Origin of the sequence: Nocardioides kongjuensis (assembly GCF_013409625.1) — a bacterium.
In the GTDB taxonomy this organism is placed as follows: Bacteria; Actinomycetota; Actinomycetes; order Propionibacteriales; family Nocardioidaceae; genus Nocardioides; species Nocardioides kongjuensis.
In genome coordinates this window covers 1581848-1602064 of the sequence record NZ_JACCBF010000001.1, presented here as the reverse complement: position 1 = coordinate 1602064, position 20217 = coordinate 1581848, and the positions used below count along the sequence as shown (strand labels likewise).

Annotated in this window: 22 protein-coding genes; 21 read left to right on the top strand and 1 reads right to left on the bottom strand. The window is 71.6% G+C overall.

Annotated elements, in window-relative coordinates:
• The first annotated feature begins 32 nt into the window (after positions 1-32).
• From pyrG to der, 20 genes are all read left to right on the top strand, one after another.
• The gene (gene pyrG / locus BJ958_RS07760; protein ID WP_179730040.1) at positions 33-1742 is read left to right on the top strand and encodes a CTP synthase; all 1710 of its coding nucleotides are present in this window, start codon (positions 33-35) and stop codon (positions 1740-1742) included.
• Positions 1739-2335: an NUDIX domain-containing protein gene (locus BJ958_RS07755; protein WP_179726314.1), complete on the top strand. Its 597-nt coding sequence runs from the start codon at positions 1739-1741 to the stop codon at positions 2333-2335. Before pyrG ends, BJ958_RS07755 begins: the two co-directional genes overlap by 4 nt.
• Positions 2328-2813 carry an Lrp/AsnC ligand binding domain-containing protein gene (locus BJ958_RS07750; RefSeq protein WP_179726313.1) on the top strand — a complete coding sequence of 162 codons (486 nt, stop codon included), beginning with the start codon at positions 2328-2330 and terminating at the stop codon, positions 2811-2813. The genes BJ958_RS07755 and BJ958_RS07750 overlap by 8 nt, the downstream gene beginning before the upstream one ends.
• Before the next feature lie 137 nt (positions 2814-2950).
• Complete coding sequence (gene ald, locus BJ958_RS07745) at positions 2951-4066, top strand: alanine dehydrogenase (protein ID WP_179726312.1); 1116 nt, start codon at positions 2951-2953, stop codon at positions 4064-4066.
• Positions 4067-4096: 30 nt separating this feature from the next.
• Positions 4097-5065 carry a tyrosine recombinase gene (locus BJ958_RS07740; protein ID WP_179726311.1) on the top strand — a complete coding sequence of 323 codons (969 nt, stop codon included), beginning with the start codon at positions 4097-4099 and terminating at the stop codon, positions 5063-5065.
• Positions 5058-7607, top strand: a complete 2550-nt coding sequence (locus BJ958_RS07735; RefSeq protein ID WP_179726310.1) for a DEAD/DEAH box helicase — start codon at positions 5058-5060, stop codon at positions 7605-7607. Before BJ958_RS07740 ends, BJ958_RS07735 begins: the two co-directional genes overlap by 8 nt.
• Entirely contained in the window at positions 7561-7986 is a 426-nt protein-coding gene (locus BJ958_RS07730) for a hypothetical protein (RefSeq protein ID WP_218865640.1), read from the top strand. The genes BJ958_RS07735 and BJ958_RS07730 overlap by 47 nt, the downstream gene beginning before the upstream one ends.
• Entirely contained in the window at positions 7949-8071 is a 123-nt protein-coding gene (locus BJ958_RS28425) for a hypothetical protein (RefSeq protein WP_273517711.1), read from the top strand. The genes BJ958_RS07730 and BJ958_RS28425 overlap by 38 nt, the downstream gene beginning before the upstream one ends.
• Positions 8068-8742, top strand: a complete 675-nt coding sequence (locus BJ958_RS07725) for a DUF6766 family protein (RefSeq protein WP_179726309.1) — start codon at positions 8068-8070, stop codon at positions 8740-8742. The genes BJ958_RS28425 and BJ958_RS07725 overlap by 4 nt, the downstream gene beginning before the upstream one ends.
• Positions 8743-9039: 297 nt before the next feature.
• Positions 9040-9876, top strand: coding sequence for a ParA family protein (locus BJ958_RS07720; protein WP_246319335.1), 837 nt, complete (start codon positions 9040-9042; stop codon positions 9874-9876).
• A gap of 2 nt (positions 9877-9878) precedes the next feature.
• Complete coding sequence (locus BJ958_RS07715; RefSeq protein WP_379144227.1) at positions 9879-10202, top strand: hypothetical protein; 324 nt, start codon at positions 9879-9881, stop codon at positions 10200-10202.
• A 7-nt stretch (positions 10203-10209) separates the two neighbouring features.
• Complete coding sequence (locus BJ958_RS07710) at positions 10210-11085, top strand: segregation and condensation protein A (protein ID WP_343052607.1); 876 nt, start codon at positions 10210-10212, stop codon at positions 11083-11085.
• A complete protein-coding gene (scpB, locus tag BJ958_RS07705) occupies positions 11078-11746 on the top strand; it encodes an SMC-Scp complex subunit ScpB (RefSeq protein WP_179726306.1) in 669 nt (222 codons plus the stop codon). Before BJ958_RS07710 ends, scpB begins: the two co-directional genes overlap by 8 nt.
• Positions 11736-12488 (top strand): pseudouridine synthase, encoded by a 753-nt coding sequence (locus BJ958_RS07700; protein WP_179726305.1) that lies wholly within the window; start codon positions 11736-11738, stop codon positions 12486-12488. The genes scpB and BJ958_RS07700 overlap by 11 nt, the downstream gene beginning before the upstream one ends.
• Positions 12489-12503: 15 nt before the next feature.
• A complete protein-coding gene (locus BJ958_RS07695) occupies positions 12504-13325 on the top strand; it encodes a helix-turn-helix domain-containing protein (RefSeq protein WP_343052606.1) in 822 nt (273 codons plus the stop codon).
• Positions 13322-13735, top strand: coding sequence for a VOC family protein (locus BJ958_RS07690; protein WP_179726304.1), 414 nt, complete (start codon positions 13322-13324; stop codon positions 13733-13735). The genes BJ958_RS07695 and BJ958_RS07690 overlap by 4 nt, the downstream gene beginning before the upstream one ends.
• Positions 13736-13753: 18 nt before the next feature.
• A complete protein-coding gene (locus BJ958_RS07685; RefSeq protein WP_343052605.1) occupies positions 13754-14839 on the top strand; it encodes a prephenate dehydrogenase in 1086 nt (361 codons plus the stop codon).
• 10 nt (positions 14840-14849) lie between these two features.
• Positions 14850-15530 (top strand): (d)CMP kinase, encoded by a 681-nt coding sequence (gene cmk, locus BJ958_RS07680; protein WP_273517700.1) that lies wholly within the window; start codon positions 14850-14852, stop codon positions 15528-15530.
• A gap of 14 nt (positions 15531-15544) precedes the next feature.
• The gene (locus BJ958_RS07675) at positions 15545-16261 is read left to right on the top strand and encodes a lysophospholipid acyltransferase family protein (RefSeq protein WP_343052604.1); all 717 of its coding nucleotides are present in this window, start codon (positions 15545-15547) and stop codon (positions 16259-16261) included.
• A complete protein-coding gene (gene der / locus BJ958_RS07670; protein WP_179726302.1) occupies positions 16254-17594 on the top strand; it encodes a ribosome biogenesis GTPase Der in 1341 nt (446 codons plus the stop codon). Before BJ958_RS07675 ends, der begins: the two co-directional genes overlap by 8 nt.
• A 43-nt stretch (positions 17595-17637) precedes the next feature.
• Here the strand turns inward: der and BJ958_RS07665 are convergent, their stop codons facing one another.
• A complete protein-coding gene (locus BJ958_RS07665) occupies positions 17638-18801 on the bottom strand; it encodes a steroid 3-ketoacyl-CoA thiolase (protein ID WP_179726301.1) in 1164 nt (387 codons plus the stop codon).
• Between the two features lie 171 nt (positions 18802-18972).
• Here BJ958_RS07665 and BJ958_RS07660 point away from each other — a divergent pair, with 171 nt between their 5' ends.
• On the top strand, positions 18973-20214 hold the full coding sequence (locus BJ958_RS07660; RefSeq protein WP_179726300.1) for a cytochrome P450: 1242 nt from the start codon (positions 18973-18975) through the stop codon (positions 20212-20214).
• Positions 20215-20217: the final 3 nt, after the last annotated feature.

Here is a 20217-nt window from a genome sequence, read left to right as displayed (position 1 = left end):
CCACACATGACGTAGGATGGAATCCCGTGAACATGGCGCCCGGTAGCGGACAGAATCGGCAGGCAAAGCACGTCTTCGTCACCGGAGGCGTCGCCTCCTCGCTGGGCAAGGGACTCACTGCCAGCAGCCTCGGTCGGCTGCTGCGCTCGCGTGGGCTGCGGGTCACGATGCAGAAGCTCGACCCGTACCTCAACGTCGACCCCGGGACGATGAACCCGTTCCAGCACGGCGAGGTCTTCGTCACCAACGACGGCGCGGAGACCGACCTCGACATCGGTCACTACGAGCGCTTCCTCGACACCGACCTCAACCAGATCGCCAACGTCACCACGGGGCAGGTCTACTCGTCGGTGATCGCCAAGGAGCGCCGCGGCGACTACCTCGGTGACACGGTCCAGGTGATCCCGCACATCACCAACGAGATCAAGGACCGGATCCTCGCCATGGGCTACGGCGAGGAGCCCGTCGACGTCGTGATCACCGAGATCGGCGGCACCGTCGGCGACATCGAGTCGCTGCCGTTCCTCGAGGCCGCACGCCAGGTCCGCCACGACATCGGCCGGGACAACGTCTTCTTCCTGCACGTCTCGCTGGTGCCGTTCATCGGCCCCTCGGGCGAGCTGAAGACCAAGCCGACCCAGCACTCCGTCGCCGCCCTGCGCCAGGTCGGCATCCAGCCCGACGCCGTGGTCTGCCGCGCGGACCGCGAGCTGCCGGAGAGCATCAAGAAGAAGATCTCGCTGATGTGCGACGTCGACCAGGACGCCGTCGTCACCGCGGCCGACGCGCCCTCGATCTACGACATCCCGAAGGTGCTGCACCGTCAGGGCCTCGACGCGTACGTCGTCCGCCGGCTCAACCTGCCCTTCCGCGACGTCGACTGGACGATCTGGGACGACCTGCTGCGCCGGGTGCACCACCCCAAGGAGGACGTCACCATCGCGCTGGTCGGCAAGTACATCGACCTGCACGACGCCTACCTGTCGGTGACCGAGGCGCTGCGCGCGGGCGGCTTCGCCCACGAGGCCAAGGTGCACATCCGGTGGGTCGCCTCCGACGAGTGCGAGACCCCGGCAGGTGCGACGAAGCACCTCTCCGATGTCGACGCGATCTGCGTGCCCGGCGGCTTCGGCATCCGTGGCCTCGAGGGCAAGCTGGGTGCGCTCACCTACGCCCGTCACAACAAGATCCCGACGCTCGGCCTGTGCCTGGGCCTGCAGTCGATGGTGATCGAGTACGCCCGGACCGAGCTCGGCCTGACCAAGGCCGGCTCGACGGAGTTCGACCCGGACACCCCGGAGCCCGTGATCGCCACGATGGAGGAGCAGAAGTCCATCGTCGAGGGCGCCGGCGACCTGGGCGGCACCATGCGCCTGGGCCTCTACCCGGCCCACCTCAAGTCGGGCACGATCGCCCGCGAGGTCTACGGCGCCGAGGTGATCGAGGAGCGGCACCGCCACCGCTACGAGGTCAACAACGCCTACCGTGCCCCGCTCGAGGAGGCCGGCCTGGTCTTCTCCGGCCTCAACGACGAGCTCGACCTGGTCGAGTTCGTCGAGCTGCCGCGCGAGGTGCACCCCTACTACGTCGGCACCCAGGCCCACCCCGAGCTGCGTTCGCGGCCGACCCGCCCGCACCCGCTGTTCGCGGGCCTGGTCGGCGCTGCGATCAAGCGCCAGCGCGAGACCCGGCTCGAGATCGACGACACCAACCTGCACGCCGAGCCGACCGACGACGAGTGAGCACGCTGCGCGACACTCCTGAGTCCTGGCCGGTCGAGGACAGCGTCGACCTGCACCGGGACAGCTGGGTCGTGGCGTTCCGCTCCGACCGGATCCGCCGTCCGGGTGCCGACCACGAGGAGCCGTTCCGGCGGCTCGTGCTCGAGCACCCGGGCGCGGCGGTCGTCCTGGCGATCGACGCGGAGGACCGGGTGCTGTGCCTGCGGCAGTACCGGCACCCGGTGCAGCACCGCCTGGTCGAGCTGCCGGCGGGCGTCATCGACCACCCGGGCGAGGACCCGGAGGAGGTCGCGCGGCGCGAGCTGCGCGAGGAGGCGGCGCTGGCCGCCGAGCGGTGGACCCACCTGCTCTCGACGCTGAGCTCGCCCGGCTACTCGGCCGAGCGGATCCACTACTACCTGGCCGAGGACCTCTCACCGGCCGACCGCGGCGACTTCGAGCTGCGCCACGAGGAGGCCGACCTCGAGGTCCTCTGGGTGCCCTTCGCCGACCTGGTCGACGCGATCCTCGCCGGCGACGTGACCGACGGACCGGTCGTGCAGGCGGTGCTCGCCGTCCAGGTCCGTCGCGACCGGGAGGCCGTGCGTGGTTGAGCTGGACCCGATCGACGCCGCCATCGTCCGAGAGCTGCAGGACGACGCCCGGTTGGCCAACAACGTGCTGGCCGCGCGGGTCGGCATCGCCCCGTCCACCTGCCACGGCCGGGTCCGCTCGCTCTTCGAGCGCGGCGTGATCCGTGGCGCGCACGCGGAGGTCGACCAGGCCAGCATCGGCCGCCCGCTGCAGGCGATGATCTCGGTGCGGCTCCGGCCGCACGCCCGGGGTGAGCTGAGCGCCTTCGCCCAGGCCATGACGACCCTGCCCGAGGTCCTCAACGTCTACTTCCTGGCTGGCGCGGACGACTTCCTCATCCACGTCGCCACGGCGGGCTCGGAGGAGCTGCGGGAGTTCGTCCTCAACCACCTCAGCGGCACGCGGGACGTCGCGATGACCGAGACCAGCCTGATCTTCGAGCACCTGCGCGGCCGACCGGCCGAACAGGGTTCGGCGCGGCGTGCGCCACAGGGCTGATCGCCGACGATCCGATCCGGGTTTGCGCGCCGCCTGCGAATTTTCGCTCCGGCCACTAGCGAGCACCTCGACTGATCTTCATGATTTCTCTTCACAGGGGAATCCATGACGGATTCCGTGACCAGGAGGAATCCCACATGCGCGTAGGCGTGCCCAAGGAAGTCAAGAACAACGAGTACCGGGTGGCCATCACGCCGATCGGCGTGCACGAGCTGGTCGCCCACGGTCACGAGGTCGTCATCCAGGCCGGAGCCGGCGTCGGCTCGCAGATCGCCGACGAGGACTACGTCGCCTCGGGCGCCACGATCCTGCCCGACGCGGACGCGGTGTGGGGCACGGCCGACATGATCCTCAAGGTCAAGGAGCCGATCGCCGAGGAGTACGCCCGGATGCGCGAGGGCCAGGTGCTGTTCACCTACCTCCACCTCGCAGCCGACAAGGCGCTCACCGAGGAGCTGATCGCCCGCAAGGTCACCGCGATCGCCTACGAGACCGTCCAGCTGCCGTCCGGCGCGCTGCCCCTGCTCTACCCGATGTCCGAGGTCGCGGGCTGCCTCGCACCCCAGGTCGGTGCGTACTCGCTGATGAAGGCCCAGGGCGGTCGTGGCGTGCTCATGGGCGGCGTCGGCGGTGTCGCCAACGCCAAGGTCGTCATCATCGGCGCGGGTGTCTCGGGCCAGAACGCGGCCAACATCGCGCTCGGCATGGGTGCCGACGTGACCCTGCTCGACACCGACCTCGACAAGCTGCGGATGTCGTTCTGGCGCTACAACAACCGGGTCCACGGCCTCGCGTCCTCCAAGCTCGCGATCGAGCAGCAGGTGATGGAGGCCGACATGGTGATCGGCGCCGTGCTGATCCCGGGTGCGGCGGCGCCCAAGCTGGTCTCCAACGAGCTGGTCTCGCGGATGAAGCCGGGCTCGGTGCTCGTCGACATCGCGGTCGACCAGGGCGGCTGCTTCGAGGACACCCGGCCCACCACGCACGCCGACCCGACCTACCAGGTGCACAACTCGACGTTCTACTGCGTGGCGAACATGCCGGGCGCGGTGCCGAACACGTCGACGTACGCGCTGACCAACGCGACCCTGCCGTACGCCGTGGCGTTGGCCGACAAGGGCTGGGCCGACGCCTGCCGCGCCGACGCCAGCCTGGCGCTGGGCCTCAACACCCACGCCGGCCTGCTGACCAACGCGCCCGTGGGCGAGGCCACCGGCATCGCGTCGGTGCCGGTCGCGGAGGCGCTCGCCTGACGTGTCGGGCCCATGGCCTAACCTGACCGCGTGAGTGGACCAGGTGCGGTGGACCGGGCGGTCCGCACGTACCTGGACCACCTCGCGGTCGAGAAGGGGCTGGCGGCGAACACGCTGACCTCCTACCAGCGCGACCTGCGCAGGTACCGCGGGCACCTCGCCGCCGCCGGCATCGAGACCCTCGACGCCGTCACCGAGCAGACGGTGACCGACTTCCTCGTGTGGCTGCGCGAGGGCGACGACGCCCACCCGCCGCTGAGCGCGTCCAGCGCGGCGCGCACCGTGGTGGCGGTGCGGGGCTTCCACAAGTTCGCCGTCGCCGACGGGTTGGCCCAGGCCGACCCGGCGGCGGGCGTGAAGCCGCCGACGCCGGCGAAGCGGCTGCCGAAGGCGCTGCCGCTCGCCGACGTCGAGGCGATCCTCGAGGCGGCCGGCGCGCCGGACACCCCGCTGGCGCTGCGCGACCGGGCGCTGCTGGAGATCCTCTACGGCACGGGGGCGCGGATCTCCGAGGCGGTCGGCCTCGACGTCGACGACGTCAGCCACCTGGCGGAGCCCGACCTCGACGACGCCGACGCGACGCTGCTGCTGCGCGGCAAGGGCGGCAAGGAGCGGATGGTCCCGGTCGGGTCCTACGCGCGGGCCGCGCTGTCGGCGTACCTCGTGCGGGGCCGGCCGGCGCTGACCGGGGTCTCGACGAGCTCGACCAGCGGGGGAGCCCTCCTCCTCAACGCCCGCGGGGGTCGGCTCTCGCGGCAGTCGGCGTGGGCCGTGCTGGTCAGGGCCGCCGAGCGGGCCGGGGTCACCCGCGACGTCTCGCCCCACACGCTGCGGCACTCGTTCGCGACCCACCTGCTCGACGGTGGCGCCGACGTCCGCGTGGTCCAGGAGCTGCTCGGGCACGCGTCGGTCACCACGACGCAGGTCTACACGCTCGTCACCGTCGACAACCTGCGCGAGGTCTTCGCCACCGCGCACCCGAGGGCCCGCCATGGCTGATTCCAGCGACGGAGCGTACGACCGGATCCTCGAGCACGCCGAAGCGCGCGGGCTGGAGCTGTACCCCCACCAGGAGGACGCGATCCTCGCCCTGCTGGCCGGCGACAACGTCGTGCTCGCGACCCCGACCGGGTCGGGCAAGTCGCTGGTGGCGATGGCGGCTGCGATGGGTGCGCTCGCCGACGACCGGGTGACCTTCTACACCGCGCCGATCAAGGCACTGGTGAGCGAGAAGTTCTTCGACCTGGTCGAGATCTTCGGCGCCACCGAGGTCGGCATGCTCACCGGCGACGTCGCGGTCAACGCCGATGCCCCGATCATCGCGTGCACCGCCGAGGTGCTCGCCAACATCGCGCTGCGCGAGGGCGAGCGGGCCGACGTCGGCATGGTCGTGATGGACGAGTTCCACTTCTACGGCGAGCCCGGCCGCGGCTGGGCCTGGCAGGTGCCGCTCCTCGAGCTGCCGCAGGCCCAGTTCCTGCTCATGTCGGCGACCCTCGGGGACACCACCGAGCTCGCGGCCGACCTGACCCGGCGCAACGGCCGCGACACGACGATCGTCGACAAGGCCGAACGCCCCGTCCCGCTCGACTTCTCGTGGTCGCTCGAGCCGATGGGGGAGAAGCTCGAGGAGCTGGTCACCACCGGCCAGGGCCCGGTGTACGTCGTCCACTTCACGCAGGCGGCCGCGGTCGAGCACGCCGTCTCGCTGCTCAGTGGGCCCGGGCGCCTCGACACCGTCGTCCCCCAGGAGCGCAAGGAGCAGATCGCGGAGCGGATCGCGGGTGTCCGCTTCGCCGCAGGCTTCGGCAAGACCCTCAACAAGCTGCTGCGGCAGGGGATCGGCGTCCACCACGCCGGCATGCTGCCGCGCTACCGCCGCCTGGTCGAGCAGCTCGCGCAGGCGGGACTGCTGACCGTCATCTGCGGCACCGACACCCTCGGTGTCGGCATCAACGTGCCGATCCGCACGGTGCTGTTCACCGGGCTGGCGAAGTTCGACGGGTCGCGGCAGCGCGTGCTGCGCACGCGGGAGTTCCTGCAGATCGCCGGGCGGGCCGGACGCGCCGGCTACGACACGGCCGGCTACGTCGTCGTCCAGGCGCCCGAGCACGTCATCGAGAACGAGCTGGCCAAGGCGAAGTCCGAGGCCAAGAACGCGGCACTGAGCCCGGAGAAGAGGGCGAAGAAGAGGTCCAAGCCCCACCTGAAGAAGCCCCCCGAGGGCACGGTCGTGTGGAGCGAGCAGACCTTCGCGAAGCTGGTCGAGGGCAGACCAGAGCCGCTGAAGTCGCAGATGAAGGTCGACAACGCGATGCTCGTCAACGTCGTCTCCCGCGAGGAGGACGCGTTCCCGGTGATGCGGCGGCTGATGACCGACAACCACGAGGAGCGGCGCAGCCAGCTGCGGCTGGCGAAGCGGGCGGTGCGCCTCGCACGCAGCCTGCTCACCTCGGAGGTGCTGACCCGTCTCGACCAGGTCGACGGGTTCGGCCGGCGCTACGTGCTCACCGAGGCCCTGCCCGAGGACTTCGCGCTCAACCAGCCGCTCTCGCACTTCGCCCTCGCGGTGCTCGACGTGCTCGACCCCGAGAGCGAGACCTTCACCCTCGACGTCGTGTCGGTCCTCGAGGCGACCCTCGAGGCGCCACGCCCGCTGCTGATGGCCCAGCGGCACGCGGCGCGCGGCGAGGCGATCGCGGCGCTCAAGGCCGACGGTGTCGAGTACGACGAGCGGATGGCGCTGATCGAGGAGATCACCTGGCCCGAGCCGCTGGGAGAGCTGCTCGAGCCGCTGTTCGAGACCTACCGCGAGCGCCATCCGTGGCTCTCGCCCGACGCGCTGGCCCCGAAGTCGGTGGTGCGCCAGATGTGGGAGCAGGGCATGGGGTTCACCGACCTCGTCTCCCGCTACCAGGTGGCCCGCTCCGAGGGGCTGGTGCTGCGCTACCTCACCGACGCCTACCGCGCGCTTCGGCAGACGGTGCCGGCGTCGTACCGCACCGAGGAGCTGGACCTGCTCGTCGAGTGGCTGGGGGAGACGGTCCGCCAGGTCGACTCGTCGCTGCTCGACGAGTGGGAGGCGCTCAACGACCCCGAGCACGCCACTCGCCAGGTCAGCCACCACGAGCCGCCGCCACCGCCACGACCGCTCAGCCAGCAGGGCCGGGTGTTCGAGGTGATGGTCCGCAACGCGCTGTGGCGCCGGGTCGAGCTGGTGGCGCGCGACGACGTCGACGGCCTCGCCGCGCTGGAGCCCGAGGGATCCGAGATGACCTCGGACCGTTGGGATTCCGCGCTCGACGGGTACTACGACGAGCATGAACGGCTCCTCACCGATGCCGATGCCCGCGGACCGGCGCTCCTCGCCGTCGACAAGAGCTCGACGGGCCCGACAGGGGAGTGGCGCGTCGTCCAGACCCTGCACGACCCCGAAGGCCACCACGACTGGGTCATCGAGGCGGTGGTCGACCTCGCCGCCTCCGACGAGGCCGGTGAGGCCGTCGTCCGCACCGAGGCGATGCGCGCGCTGGGCGGCTAGCGCGACCCTGCTCGCGCTCGCCCTCACCGGCTGCGGCGGCGACGCCGACCGGGACCGCGCCGTCGCGCAGGTCACCCAGCGCTTCCAGGCGGCCGTCGACGCCGGCGACGGCGCCGCCGCGTGCCGGCTGCTGGCGCCCGCGACCCGCGACGCCCTCGAACGCGATGCGCAGGCTCCCTGCGCGGACGCCGTGCTCGACGAGGACCTGCCGCCTGCCGGTGACGACGTCGACACGGAGGTCTACGGCACGGCGGCCCAGGTGCGGACCGGCACCGACACCGTCTTCCTGGGCCGGTTCGACCACGGCTGGCGCGTGACCGCGGCAGGCTGCGAGGCGTCGGGTGACGCGCCGTACCGGTGCGCGGTGGAGGGAGGCTGAGGTGAAGGCCGTGTTCGTCGCCTACGCGCTGGTGATCACCGTCGGCCTCGTGCTGCTGCTCCTGGCGGGAGCCCGGCACGCATGAAGCGCTTCTTGACCCTCAACGCGCTGGGCCTCGCCTTCGGTGCCCTGTTCCTCGCCACCCTCGGCGCGCAGGCCGTCGCGGGCTGGCACTCGTTCAACGACCAGCAGGTCGCGGCCCAGGTCGGCACCATCGGCCTGGGCGACTACGTCGTCTCCACCGACTACGCCGTCGCGGTGGCGGAGAACTGGCAGAGCGAGTTCCTCCAGTTCCTGCTCTACCTCCTCGCCACGGTCTGGCTCCTGCAGCAGGGCTCCCCGGAGTCCAAGCAGCTCGACAAGGCCGGCCTGGAGAGCGACGAGGACCAGATGGTCGGTGAGCACGCCCGGCCGGACTCACCGGCCTGGGCGCGGGCCAGCGGTTGGCGCCGGCACGTCTACGGCACCTCGCTGGCGCTGGTGATGGGCACGATCTTCGTCTGCTCGTGGCTGGTCCAGTCGGTGGCCGGCTGGGCGGCGTACGACGAGCAGCGGCTCCAGGACCTGCGCGACCCGGTCGACTGGGCGGCGTACGTCACCTCCGCGGACTTCTGGGAGCGCACCTTGCAGAACTGGCAGTCGGAGTTCCTCGCCGTCGGCGCGATGGCCGTGTTCTCGATCTACCTGCGCCAGCGCGGCTCCTCGCAGAGCAAGCCGACCGGAGCCCCGCACGCGGCCACCGGGATCGAAGGCTGACCGACGCGCGGCGCGCCTCCCGAATGTCTCCGTGTCGACATTGTTGGATGGATGAGTCCCGGGCTCTGGGGAAGGAGCCCGCAACCACTCCAGACAAAGGTGAGGGCGATGGTCGGCTTCTACGGAGGATCCAGTGCACCCGACATGCCGCCGAGGATGCCGATCCCGGCGCCCGGCAGCGACGTACCGCTCGGCACGGAGGACGCAGCCGTGAGCGAGGACGCGATGACGCTGCAGTTCCCGCTGCCGGACCGCAACGCTCCCGAGCCGGCCTCGGTGCAGACGCAGTCCGGCGAGATGGGCCCGACCGGGCGCCCGATGCCGGTGCTGCCCGACCCGAAGCCGGTCACCGCGCACGGCCACGCGCGGGTGATCTCGATGTGCAACCAGAAGGGCGGCGTCGGCAAGACCACGACGACCATCAACCTGGGGGCGGCCCTGGCCGAGTACGGCCGCAAGGTGCTGCTCGTCGACTTCGACCCGCAGGGCTCGCTGTCGGTCGGCCTCGGCCTCAACCCCCACGAGATGGAGAGCACGGTCTACAACCTGCTCATGGACCCCGAGGCCACGCTCGACGAGGTCGTCGTGCCCTCCGGCGTGCCCGGCATGGACCTGCTGCCCTCCAACATCGACCTGTCGGCCGCCGAGGTGCAGCTGGTGCACGAGGTGGCCCGCGAGCAGACGCTGCAGCGCGTGCTCGCCCCGGCGATCGAGGAGTACGACGTCATCCTCATCGACTGCCAGCCCTCGCTCGGTCTGCTGACGGTCAACGCGCTCACCGCCTCCGACGGCGTGATCGTGCCGCTGGAGTGCGAGTACTTCGCGCTGCGCGGCGTCGCGCTGCTCAAGGCCACCATCGACAAGGTCAAGCAGCGGCTCAATCCCGGCCTCGAGGTCGACGGCGTCCTCGGCACCATGTACGACGGCCGCACCCTGCACGGCCGCGAGGTGCTCGAGCGGCTCGTCCAGGCGTGGGGCGACAAGGTGTTCCACACCGTCATCCGCCGCACCGTGAAGTTCTCCGACTCCACCGTCGCGGGCGAGCCGATCACGTCGTACGCCTCCGGATCCAGCGGGGCGGAGGCGTACCGCCAGCTCGCGAAGGAGGTGGCGGTCCGTTGTCTCGACGTGTGAGCATGCCGGCCGCGGACGACCTGTTCCGGCCGACCGCCGAGTCGTCCGGGCCTGCCGTCCGTGCCGTTCCCGACCCGCCGGCCGTTGTAGCCCAGAAGCCGCAGAAGGGACCGACCGGCCGGGTCCGCCACGAGGAGAAGATCACGGTCTACGTCTCCTCGGCGGAGCTGATGGAGCTGGAGAAGGCCCGGCTCACGCTGCGCGGTGAGCACGGCATGGCGGTCGACCGCGGTCGTCTGGTCCGCGAGGCGCTGCACCTGGTCCTGGGCGAGCTCGAGGCCGAGGGGGAGGGCTCCGCGCTGGTCAGGCGCCTGCGTGAGTCATGATGCAGGCGTGAGCGAGGTCGAGGCGGGCGAGCCGGAGGAGCAGCACGGCGGCTTCGACGTGCACCTGGCGAACTTCGAGGGCCCGTTCGACCTGCTGCTGAGCCTCATCTCCAAGCACAAGCTCGACGTCACGGAGATCGCGCTCTCGAAGGTCACCGACGAGTTCATCGCGCACATCAAGCGGCTCCCGGACGACGCGCTCGAGGAGACGACGTCCTTCCTGCTGGTCGCGGCGACCCTCCTCGACCTCAAGGCCGCCCGGCTGCTGCCGGCCGGCGACGTGGAGGACGAGGAGGACCTCGCGCTGCTGGAGGCCCGCGACCTGCTGTTCGCGCGGCTGCTGCAGTACAAGGCCTACAAGCAGGTCGCGGCGGTCCTCGACGCGCGGCTGCAGGCCGAGTCGCGCCGCTACCCGCGGGCGGTCGGCCTGGAGGAGCGCTACGCCGGCCTGCTGCCCGAGGTGCTGATCGGGATCGGCCTCGATGCGTTCGCGGCCCTGGCGGCCAGGGCGATGACGCCCAAGCCCGAGCTGCAGCTGACCCTGCACCACATCCACGCCCCGACCGTGAGCGTGCGCGAGCAGGCCGCGATCGTCGTCGACCGGCTGCGACGCAGCGGGACGCTGACCTTCCGGGCACTGTGCGGTGACTCGCCGGACACGCTGACCACGGTGGCGCGCTTCCTGTCCCTGCTCGAGCTGTTCCGCGAGGGCGCGATCGCCTTCGACCAGGTCACCCCGCTGGGCGAGTTGACGGTCCGCTGGACCGGCGACGACGAGGTCGACGTGGAGGACCTGATCACCGACGAGTTCGACGGGGCGGCGCCGGCCGGGGAGACCCCCGACGACGACCCGCCCGCGGAGGAGGATCCCGCTGATGAGTGAACACAGCGACGAGGTCGAGCCGATCGGCGAGACCTCAGCCGAGACCGCCACCGAGCCGCTGGCCGAGCTGCGGCCCGCGCTCGAGGCGATCTTGATGGTCGCCGACCAGCCGCTCGACGCGGTGGCGCTGGCGACCGCGGTCCGCTACCCCGAGGCGGAGGTGGTCGAGGCGCTCGGTGCCCTCGCCGCCGAGTACGACGAGCAGGGCCGCGGCTTCGAGCTGCGCAACGTCGCGGGTGGCTGGCGCTACTACACCCGCGAGGAGCTCGCTCCCGTCGTCGAGGCGTTCGTGCTCGAGGGCCAGCAGGCCCGGCTCACCCAGGCCGCCCTGGAGACGCTCGCCGTGGTCGCCTACCAGCAGCCGGTGTCCCGGGCCCGGGTGTCGGCGGTGCGTGGCGTCAACGTCGACGGCGTGATGCGGACCCTGCTCAGCCGCGGCCTGGTCGAGGAGGCCGGCCGCGACGGCGAGCATGGCGCCACCTTGTACCGGACGACGACCTACTTCCTGGAACGTATCGGCATCGTCTCGCTCGACGAGCTGCCCGACCTGGCACCGCACCTGCCCGACCTCGCCGAGGTCGAGGAGGAGCTGCGCGAGAGCGTGGCCGAGCCGGTCGAGGAGAGCGTGGACAGCGTGGAGGAGGCCGGCGATGACGCGTGAGATCGCCGTCGACGACGACGGCCAGATCCGCCTGCAGAAGCTGCTGGCCCAGTCCGGCGTCGCCTCGCGTCGCCGCTGCGAGGAGCTGATGCTCGAGGGCGAGGTCGAGGTGGACGGCGAGGTCGTCACCCGGCTCGGCACCAAGGTCGACCCGCGGACCGCGGTGATCAAGGTGTCCGGCAAGCGGCTGCCCCCGATCTCCGACCACGTCTACCTCGTGCTCAACAAGCCGCGTGGTGTCGTGTCGACGATGTCCGACCCGCAGGGGCGTCGTACCCTCTCGGACCTGGTGGCCGACCGCCCGGAGCGGCTCTTCCACGTGGGTCGGCTCGACACCGACACCTCGGGCCTGCTGCTGCTGACCAACGACGGTGACTTCGCGCACCGGATGGCGCACCCGTCGTTCGAGGTCGAGAAGACCTACGTCGCCGAGGTCGCCGGCCGGCTCAGCAAGGGCACCGTCGCCGAGCTGCTCGCCGGCGTGACGCTGGACGACGGCCCGGTGGAGGTACGCCGCGCGCGCGTGATCGACACGTCGGCCGACAAGTCGATCATCGAGCTGGTCATCCACGAGGGCCGCAACCGGATCGTGCGCCGCCTGCTCGACCAGGTCGGGCACCCGGTGCGCCAGCTGAGCCGGACGAAGTTCGGGCCGATCGAGCTCGGCACGCTGGCTGGCGGGAGGCTGCGGGAGCTGTCCGACGACGAGCTCGGCCAGCTGCTGGAGCTGGTCGGTCTCTAGACCTACCGTGGTCGGGTGATTCCGGTCCCACCGGTCCCCGCCGCCCTGCGGAGGTATGTCGTCGCACGGATCCCGTACGACGTCGACTTCGGCGCGCCCGGCGTCCACCGCGGACTGCCGTCGACGACGATCACCCTTGTCCTCCCGCTCGACGACCCGTTGCGGGTGTCGTGGGCGGGTCGGCCGGCGACGATGCACGCGGCCTGGGCCTCGCTGTCGGGGCTGCACACCGAGCCGGCGGCCATCCACCACGACGGCTCGCAACGCGGCGTGCAGCTGGCGCTGAGCGTTGAGGGCGTCCGGGTGCTGCTCGGGCGTCCGGCCGCGGACCTGTCCGGGGCGTTGACCGACCTCGACGAGGCCGCCGTACCCCCGGCGCTGCGGCAGCTGCCGGAGCGGCTGCACACGCTCGGGTCCTGGTCGGCGCGGGTCGGTCTGGTCGACCGGACCCTCGCCGCTCTGGCCGCGCGCGGGGGAGACCCGGCGCCGCAGGCGGAGGTGGCGCACGCCCTCGCCCTGCTCACCGCGGGTGCGCGGGTGGCGGACGTGGCCGATGAGGTCGGCTACAGCCGGCGCCGGCTCGGGACGCTGGTCCGGGCCGAGTGCGGGTTGGCGCCCAAGGCGTTCCAGCGGGTCGCGCGGCTGGAGACGACGCGGCAGGTCCTGGGGCGGCGACCGCTGGCCGAGGTCGCGGCCACCTGCGGGTACGCCGACCAGGCGCACCTGACCCGCGAGTGGACCGCGCTGGCCGGCTGCACGCCGACGACCTGGCTGCGCGAGGAGTTCCCGTTCGTCCAAGACCACGGGGACGACGGGGGAGCAGGCTCGCAGGCATGACAACGACAGCACGCTCCGCAGCAACAGTCCGCCTCTGGGCCGCGATGCAGTTCCGCGACACCGGGACGATGACCTCGTGGCTGCGGGCGATCGGCTTCGTCGAGCACGCCAGCCACCGCGACGAGCGCGGCACCGTGGTCCACGCCGAGTGGCTGTGGCCCGGCGGTGGCGGGATCATGTTCGGCGCCGTGCGGCCCGACGCCCCGCTCCAGCCCGCGGGCAGCGCCGCCGTCTACCTCGTCACCGACGACCCCGACGCGGTCTTCGACGCGGCGGTCGCGGCCGGCGCGAGCGTGGAGCGCCCGATGGTCGACCAGGACTACGGCGGCCGTGGTGGCAGCGTGCGGGACCCCGAGGGCAACCACTGGTCCTTCGGGTCCTACCAGCCCGGCGCCGAGGACCGAGCCTGATCCCCTAACCTGTCGTGCGTGTCTGAGACGAGTCTGACGAGTCTGCTCACGGGCCCGGTCGAGATCGTCGGGACCGGCCTGATCGGCACCTCGATCGCGCTGGCCTGCCGCCGCGCGGGGCTCGAGGTGCTGCTGACCGACACCACGTCCGACCACGTGCGTACCGCGACCGGGCTCGGCGCCGGCCGGGCACGCACGGCGGAGGACGTCCCGCAGCTGGTCGTGGTCGCCGTACCCCCGGACGCACTCGGCACCGTGATCAACCAGGTCCTCGACAGCGTCGGGCCGGACACGGTCGTCACCGACGTCGGCAGCGTCAAGGCGGGGCCGCTGGCCGCGGTGTCCGGACACCCGGCGGTCAGCAGGTACGTCGGCAGCCACCCGATGGCCGGCACCGAGCACTCGGGGCCGCTCTCGGCCAACGCCGAGCTCTTCGACGGCCGCCCGTGGGCGATCACCCCCGGGCCGGACGCCACCTCGTCGGCCACCCGTGTGGTCGAGGCGCTGGCGCTGGTGTGTGGCGCGGTGCCGGTGCACCTCAGCCCGGTCGAGCACGACCGTGCCGTGGCGCGCACGTCGCACGTCCCGCACCTGATGGCCTCCCTCGTCGCCGGCACCCTGGCCGGTGCGTCGGCCGATCACCTCGCCCTGTCGGGCACCGGTGTGCGCGATGTCACGCGGGTCGCCGGCGGCGACCCGCACCTGTACAGCCAGATCATCAGTGGCAACGCCACCGCGGTCGCCGCCCTGCTGGCCGAGGTCCGCGACCGGCTCGACCTCGCGCTGGAGGCGGTCGCCGGCGGTGACCGGGTCGGCCTGGAGTCGCTGCTGGCCTACGGACAGGCCGGAACCCGCGCCATCCCGGGCAAGCACGGTGCGGCGCCGGTCCCGATGGAGGCCGTCCGGGTGGCGCTCCCCGACCAGCCCGGCGGGCTCGCGCGGCTGTTCTCGGATGCCGGCGACAGCGGCGTCAACATCGAGGACGTGCGGATCGACCACGACCCCGGCCGCCCCGTGGGTCAGGTCGAGCTGGACGTGGTGGTGGGTCGTGCGGAGGAGCTGCGGGCCGCTCTGGAGTCGAGGGGCTGGGTGACCCACCGGTAAGGTGCGGGCCGTGAACGTGCCGGTGAATGTCGTTGTCGCTGTTGACGGAACCTCCGGCTCGGGCAAGTCCAGCACCTGCCGTGCGGTCGCCGACCGGCTCGGGCTGCGCTACCTCGACACCGGTGCGCAGTACCGCGCCATCACGTGGTGGATGCTCGACCGGGGCATCGACGTGCACGACGCGGCGGCGGTCGCCGCGCGCGCCGGCGAGCCCGTGCTCGTCTCGGGGACCGACCCGCTCGCGCCCACCATCACGGTCGACGGCCGCGACGTCTCCGTCGAGATCCGCAGCGACGAGGTCAACGGTGCGGTCTCGCCCGTCAGTGCCGTCCCCGAGGTCCGCACCCGGCTCGTCGAGCTCCAGCGCGAGCTGATCGCCCCTGCTGACGGGCCCCGTGGCGGCATCGTCGTCGAGGGCCGCGACATCGGCTCCGTGGTGTGGCCGCAGGCCGAGGTCAAGGTCTACCTGACCGCAGACCCGGCGGCGCGCGCCGCGCGGCGCGCCCTGGAGAACGGTGGCGCCGACGTCGCCGCCACCCAGGAATCCCTGCTCGCCCGCGACAAGATCGACTCCGGCCGGGCGGTCGCGCCGCTGACCATGGCCGACGGCGCGGTCCACGTGGACTCGACCGAGCTGACCCTCGACGAGGTCGTCGACGTCGTGGTGGGCCTGGTGATGGAGCGCGTGTGAGCGCGGGAGCGCGTGTGAGCGCGCACACCCAGCGCCCGCGCAGCGACGCGGTCGCGATGCCCGCGCGTGGTCTGCTCGTCCGCGGACGGCGTACGTCGCGCTGGCTGATCCGCCGCCGGTACGACGTCCGGGTGCACCACCCCGAGCGGTTCCCGGCCCACGGCGCGGCGGTGGTCGCGGGCAACCACATCGGGCTCATCGACGGTCCGCTGATGGCGATCTTCGCGCCGCGGCCGGTGCACGCGCTGACCAAGGTCGAGATGTTCTCCGGGCCGCTCGGGCCGTTCTTGCGGGCGTCGGGGCAGATCCCGCTGGACCGCGACCACACCGACCCCGCTGCCGTGCGGATCGCGCTGCGGGTGCTGCGCGAGGGGCATGCGGTGGGCGTGTTCCCGGAGGGCACGCGGGGGCCGGGGGACCTCGAGCGGTTCCACGGCGGGGCGGCGTACCTGGCGCTCGTGACGGGGGCACCCGTCGTGCCGCTGACCTTCCTGGGGTCGCGGGAACCCGGCGGATCGAGCAGCTCGCTGCCTCGCAAGGGGGCCCGGATCGACCTGGTCGTGGGGGAGCCGTACGCCGTCGATGCGGCTCCGTGGCCCCGGACGCGGGAGAATGTCCGTCTGACCTCGGCCGCGTTGCGCTCCCACCTGCAGCAGCAGCTGGCCGAAGCCCTGGACGAGACGGGGCGGCGCCTGCCCGGACCGCTCCCGCAAGGAGAACGTGATGAGTGAAGACACCCCGACCGGGGTGGTCCCGGTGCTGGCCGTCGTCGGCCGCCCGAACGTCGGCAAGTCGACCCTGGTGAACCGGATCCTCGGCCGCCGCGAGGCCGTCGTCGAGGACATCCCCGGTGTGACCCGCGACCGTGTGTCCTACGACGCCGAGTGGGCCGGACGGGCCTTCACGCTCGTCGACACCGGCGGCTGGGACCCCGATGCGCGCGGCATGGCCGAGCGGATCAAGGTGCAGGCCGAGGTCGCCGTGACCCTCGCCGACGCGGTGCTCTTCGTGGTGGACGCGTCGGTCGGCATCACCGACGCCGACGAGGCCGTCGTCCGGGTGCTGCGCAAGTCCGGCAAGCCGGTCGTCCTGGCTGCCAACAAGGTCGACGACGAGCGGGCCGAGGCCGAGGCCCACGGGCTGTGGAACCTCGGTCTCGGCGAGCCGTTCGCGGTCTCCGCCCTCCACGGGCGCGGCTCGGGGGACCTGCTCGACGCCGTGCTCGAGGTGCTGCCGGAGGCGCCGGACCGGGTCGAGGAGGAGCTCGGCGGCCCGCGCCGGATCGCCATCGTCGGACGCCCCAACGTCGGCAAGTCCTCGCTGCTCAACAAGCTCGCCGGCGAGGAGCGGGTCGTCGTCGACAACGTCGCCGGTACGACGGTCGACCCGGTCGACGAGCTGGTCGAGCTCGGCGGCCGCGAGTGGCGCTTCATCGACACCGCCGGCATCCGCAAGCGGGTCAAGGAGGCCTCCGGCCACGAGTACTACGCCTGGCTGCGCACCTCGACCGCGATCGAGCGTGCCGAGGTGTGCGTCCTCGTGCTCGCCGGCAACGAGTCGATCGCCGAGCAGGACATGCGGATCCTGCAGGAGGTCCGCGAGGCCGGCAAGGCGCTCGTGATCGCCTTCAACAAGTGGGACCTCGTCGACGCCGAGCGCCGCTACTACCTCGACCGCGAGATCGACCGCGACCTCGTGCAGGTCCAGTGGGCGCCGCGGATCAACATCACCGCGAAGACCGGGTGGCACATCGACCGGCTGGTCCCCGCCCTGGACCGGGCCATCGAGGGCTGGGAGACCCGCATCTCCACCGGCGCGCTCAACGCCTTCCTCGGCCGGATCGTCGCCGAGCACCCGCACCCGGTGCGCGGCGGCAAGCAGCCGCGCATCCTGTTCGGCAGCCAGGTGCAGAGCGCGCCGCCGGTGTTCAAGCTGTTCACCACCGGCAAGCTCGACCAGGGCTACGAGCGGTTCATCGAGCGCCGACTGCGCGAGGAGTTCGGCTTCGTCGGCACGCCGATCGAGATCAAGGTGCAGCCGCGCGAGAAGCGCGGCCGGCGCTGACCCGAGGGACCGGGGGGGTGTGACCCGGGCCAGCGCGGCCCGGTCAGACCCGCTCGATGATGGTGCCGGTCGCCATCGCACCGCCGGCGCACATCGAGATGAGCGCGGTGCTCTGGTCGCGCCGCTCCAGCTCGTGCAGCGCGGTGGTGATCAGCCGCACGCCGGTGGCGCCGACCGGGTGGCCGAGCGCGATCGCGCCTCCATTGACGTTGACCTTGTCCATGTCGACGCCGTGGACGCCGGCCCACGACAGCACGACCGAGGCGAAGGCCTCGTTGACCTCGAACAGGTCGAAGTCGCCGATCGACATGCCGGTCCTGTCGAGCAGTCGCTGCGTGGCGTCGATCGGGCCGTCGAGGTGGTAGTAGGGGTCCGAGCCGACCAGGCACTGGGCCTTGATCCGGGCCCGCGGGGTCAGGCCCAGGGCGCGGGCCTTGTCCTCGTCCATGATGAGCAGTGCCGCGGCGCCGTCGGAGATCTGCGAGGACGTCCCGGCCGTGTGCAGGCCGCCCTCGAGGACGGTGCGGAGGTTCGCCAGGCCCTCGGCGGTGGTCTCGCGCAGGCCCTGGTCGGCGTCGACGAGACGGGTCTCGCCAGTCGGCCTCCCCTCGTCGTCGAGCACGGGCGCCTCGATCGCGGCGATCTCGCGCTTGAACCGACCCTCGTCGACGGCGACCCGGGCCTTGGCCTGGGAGGCGAGTCCGAGCGCCTCGAGGTCGGCGCGGGTGATGCCCCGGTTCTTCGCGATCCGGTCGGCGGCCTCGAACTGGTTCGGCATGTCGATCGACCAGTCGTCGGGACGCGGGTCGCCCATGCCCGACGGGACGTTGGCGCCGAGCGGGATGCGCGACATCATCTCGACACCGCAGGCGATGCCGACGTCGATGGTGCCGGCGGCGACCATGTCGTTGACCAGGTGGGTGGCCTGCTGGCCCGAGCCGCACTGGGCGTCGAGCGCGGTGCCGGCCGTGGCCTGCGGAAGGCCGGCGTAGAGCCAGGCCCGACGCACCATGTCGTTGGACTGCTCGCCGGCCTGGGTGACGCAGCCGCCGATCACCTGCTCGACGAGCGCCGGGTCGACCCCGGCGCGGCGGAGCACCTCGGCCTGGATGAAGCCCAGGGTCTGGGCCGGGTGCAGGCCGGCCAGCCAGCCCTTGCGCTTGCCCAGGGGGGTGCGGACTGCTTCGACGATCACAGGGTTGCCCATGCCCGCACGGTAGCACCAAGGTAGAACACGTTCTAGTAGTCGTCCCGGTGGGGGCTGCGCCACGAGAAAAGTGATTTCACGAAACCCTTTCGTATTGCCGCGATGCTTTGTACGGTGGCCCTTAGAACGTGTTCCACCCCCATGGTCGTCAAGTAGCGAAAGGTTCGTCGCGTGACCGAGCTCCTCATTCCGGAGGGATGGGATCCCACGGATCCCGACATCAACGAAGTGGCCCTGCCGCACGACGAGTTCCGTGCGTTGCGGACCAACGAGCCGATCCGCTGGATCGAGCAGGTCCCCGAGGCGCGGGCCGGCTTCCTCGACACGGGCTACTGGGCGCTGACCCGGCACGCCGAGGTCCGGCAGGTCTCCAAGGACAACGAGAACTGGTCGGCCATGGAGAACGGCGTCATCATCCGGTTCGCCCCGGACATGACCCGTGACCAGGTCGAGGTCCAGCGCGCGATGCTCATCCACCACGACCCGCCGGACCACACCCAGATGCGCGGCATCGTCTCCCGCGGCTTCACCCCCCGGGTGATCGCCGCCCTCAAGACCGTCCTCGAGGAGCGGGCCCGCGAGATCGTCGCCGGCGCCGTGGCCAAGGGCTCCGGCGACTTCGTCGAGGACATCGCCGCCGAGCTGCCGCTGCAGGCGATCGCGGACTTCCTCGGGGTGCCCCAGGAGGACCGCAAGAAGCTCTTCGAGTGGTCCAACCAGATGATGGGCTACGACGACCCCGACATCGGCGCCGACCCCGCGGTCGCGTCGATGGAGATCCTGGTCTACTTCGACCAGCTCGCCAACGAGCGTCGGGCGAACCCGCAGGACGACATCGTCACCAAGCTCATCAGCGTCGGCGCCGACGACGACCACGGCGCACTGACCAACGACGAGTTCGGGTTCTTCGTGATCCTGCTGACCGTCGCCGGCAACGAGACGACGCGCAACGCCACCAGCCACGGCATGCACGCCTTCTTCGAGCACCCCGACCAGTGGGAGCTGTGGAAGAAGGAGCGCCCGGAGACCGCCATCGACGAGATCGTCCGCTGGGCGACCCCCGTCACCGTCTTCCAGCGCACCGCCAAGAAGGACACCGAGCTGGCCGGGCAGGCGATCAAGAAGGGCGACCGGGTGGCGATGTTCTACGCCTCCGCGAACTTCGACGAGACCGTCTTCGAGGACCCGTTCACCTTCAACATCCTGCGCGAGCACAACCCGCACGTCGCCTTCGGCGGTCACGGAGCGCACTACTGCCTCGGCGCCAACCTGGCTCGCCTGCAGATCAACCTGATCTTCAACGCGATCGCCGACCTCGCGCCCGACATCGAGCTCGCGGGCAAGCCGCGACGCCTCCGCTCGGGATGGCTCAACGCCATCAAGGAGATGCAGGTCAACTACAACACCAAGTAGCGC

Coding starts and splice junctions, on each gene's coding strand:
- BJ958_RS07735 (WP_179726310.1), top strand. CDS start 5,058: ATGGCTGATTCCAGCGACGGAGCGTACGACCGGATCCTCGAGCACGCC.
- der (WP_179726302.1), top strand. CDS start 16,254: ATGAGTGAAGACACCCCGACCGGGGTGGTCCCGGTGCTGGCCGTCGTC.
- ald (WP_179726312.1), top strand. CDS start 2,951: ATGCGCGTAGGCGTGCCCAAGGAAGTCAAGAACAACGAGTACCGGGTG.
- BJ958_RS07720 (WP_246319335.1), top strand. CDS start 9,040: ATGGGCCCGACCGGGCGCCCGATGCCGGTGCTGCCCGACCCGAAGCCG.
- BJ958_RS07715 (WP_379144227.1), top strand. CDS start 9,879: ATGCCGGCCGCGGACGACCTGTTCCGGCCGACCGCCGAGTCGTCCGGG.
- BJ958_RS07690 (WP_179726304.1), top strand. CDS start 13,322: ATGACAACGACAGCACGCTCCGCAGCAACAGTCCGCCTCTGGGCCGCG.
- BJ958_RS07665 (WP_179726301.1), bottom strand. CDS start 18,801: ATGGGCAACCCTGTGATCGTCGAAGCAGTCCGCACCCCCCTGGGCAAG.
- BJ958_RS07700 (WP_179726305.1), top strand. CDS start 11,736: ATGACGCGTGAGATCGCCGTCGACGACGACGGCCAGATCCGCCTGCAG.
- BJ958_RS07725 (WP_179726309.1), top strand. CDS start 8,068: ATGAAGCGCTTCTTGACCCTCAACGCGCTGGGCCTCGCCTTCGGTGCC.
- scpB (WP_179726306.1), top strand. CDS start 11,078: ATGAGTGAACACAGCGACGAGGTCGAGCCGATCGGCGAGACCTCAGCC.
- pyrG (WP_179730040.1), top strand. CDS start 33: ATGGCGCCCGGTAGCGGACAGAATCGGCAGGCAAAGCACGTCTTCGTC.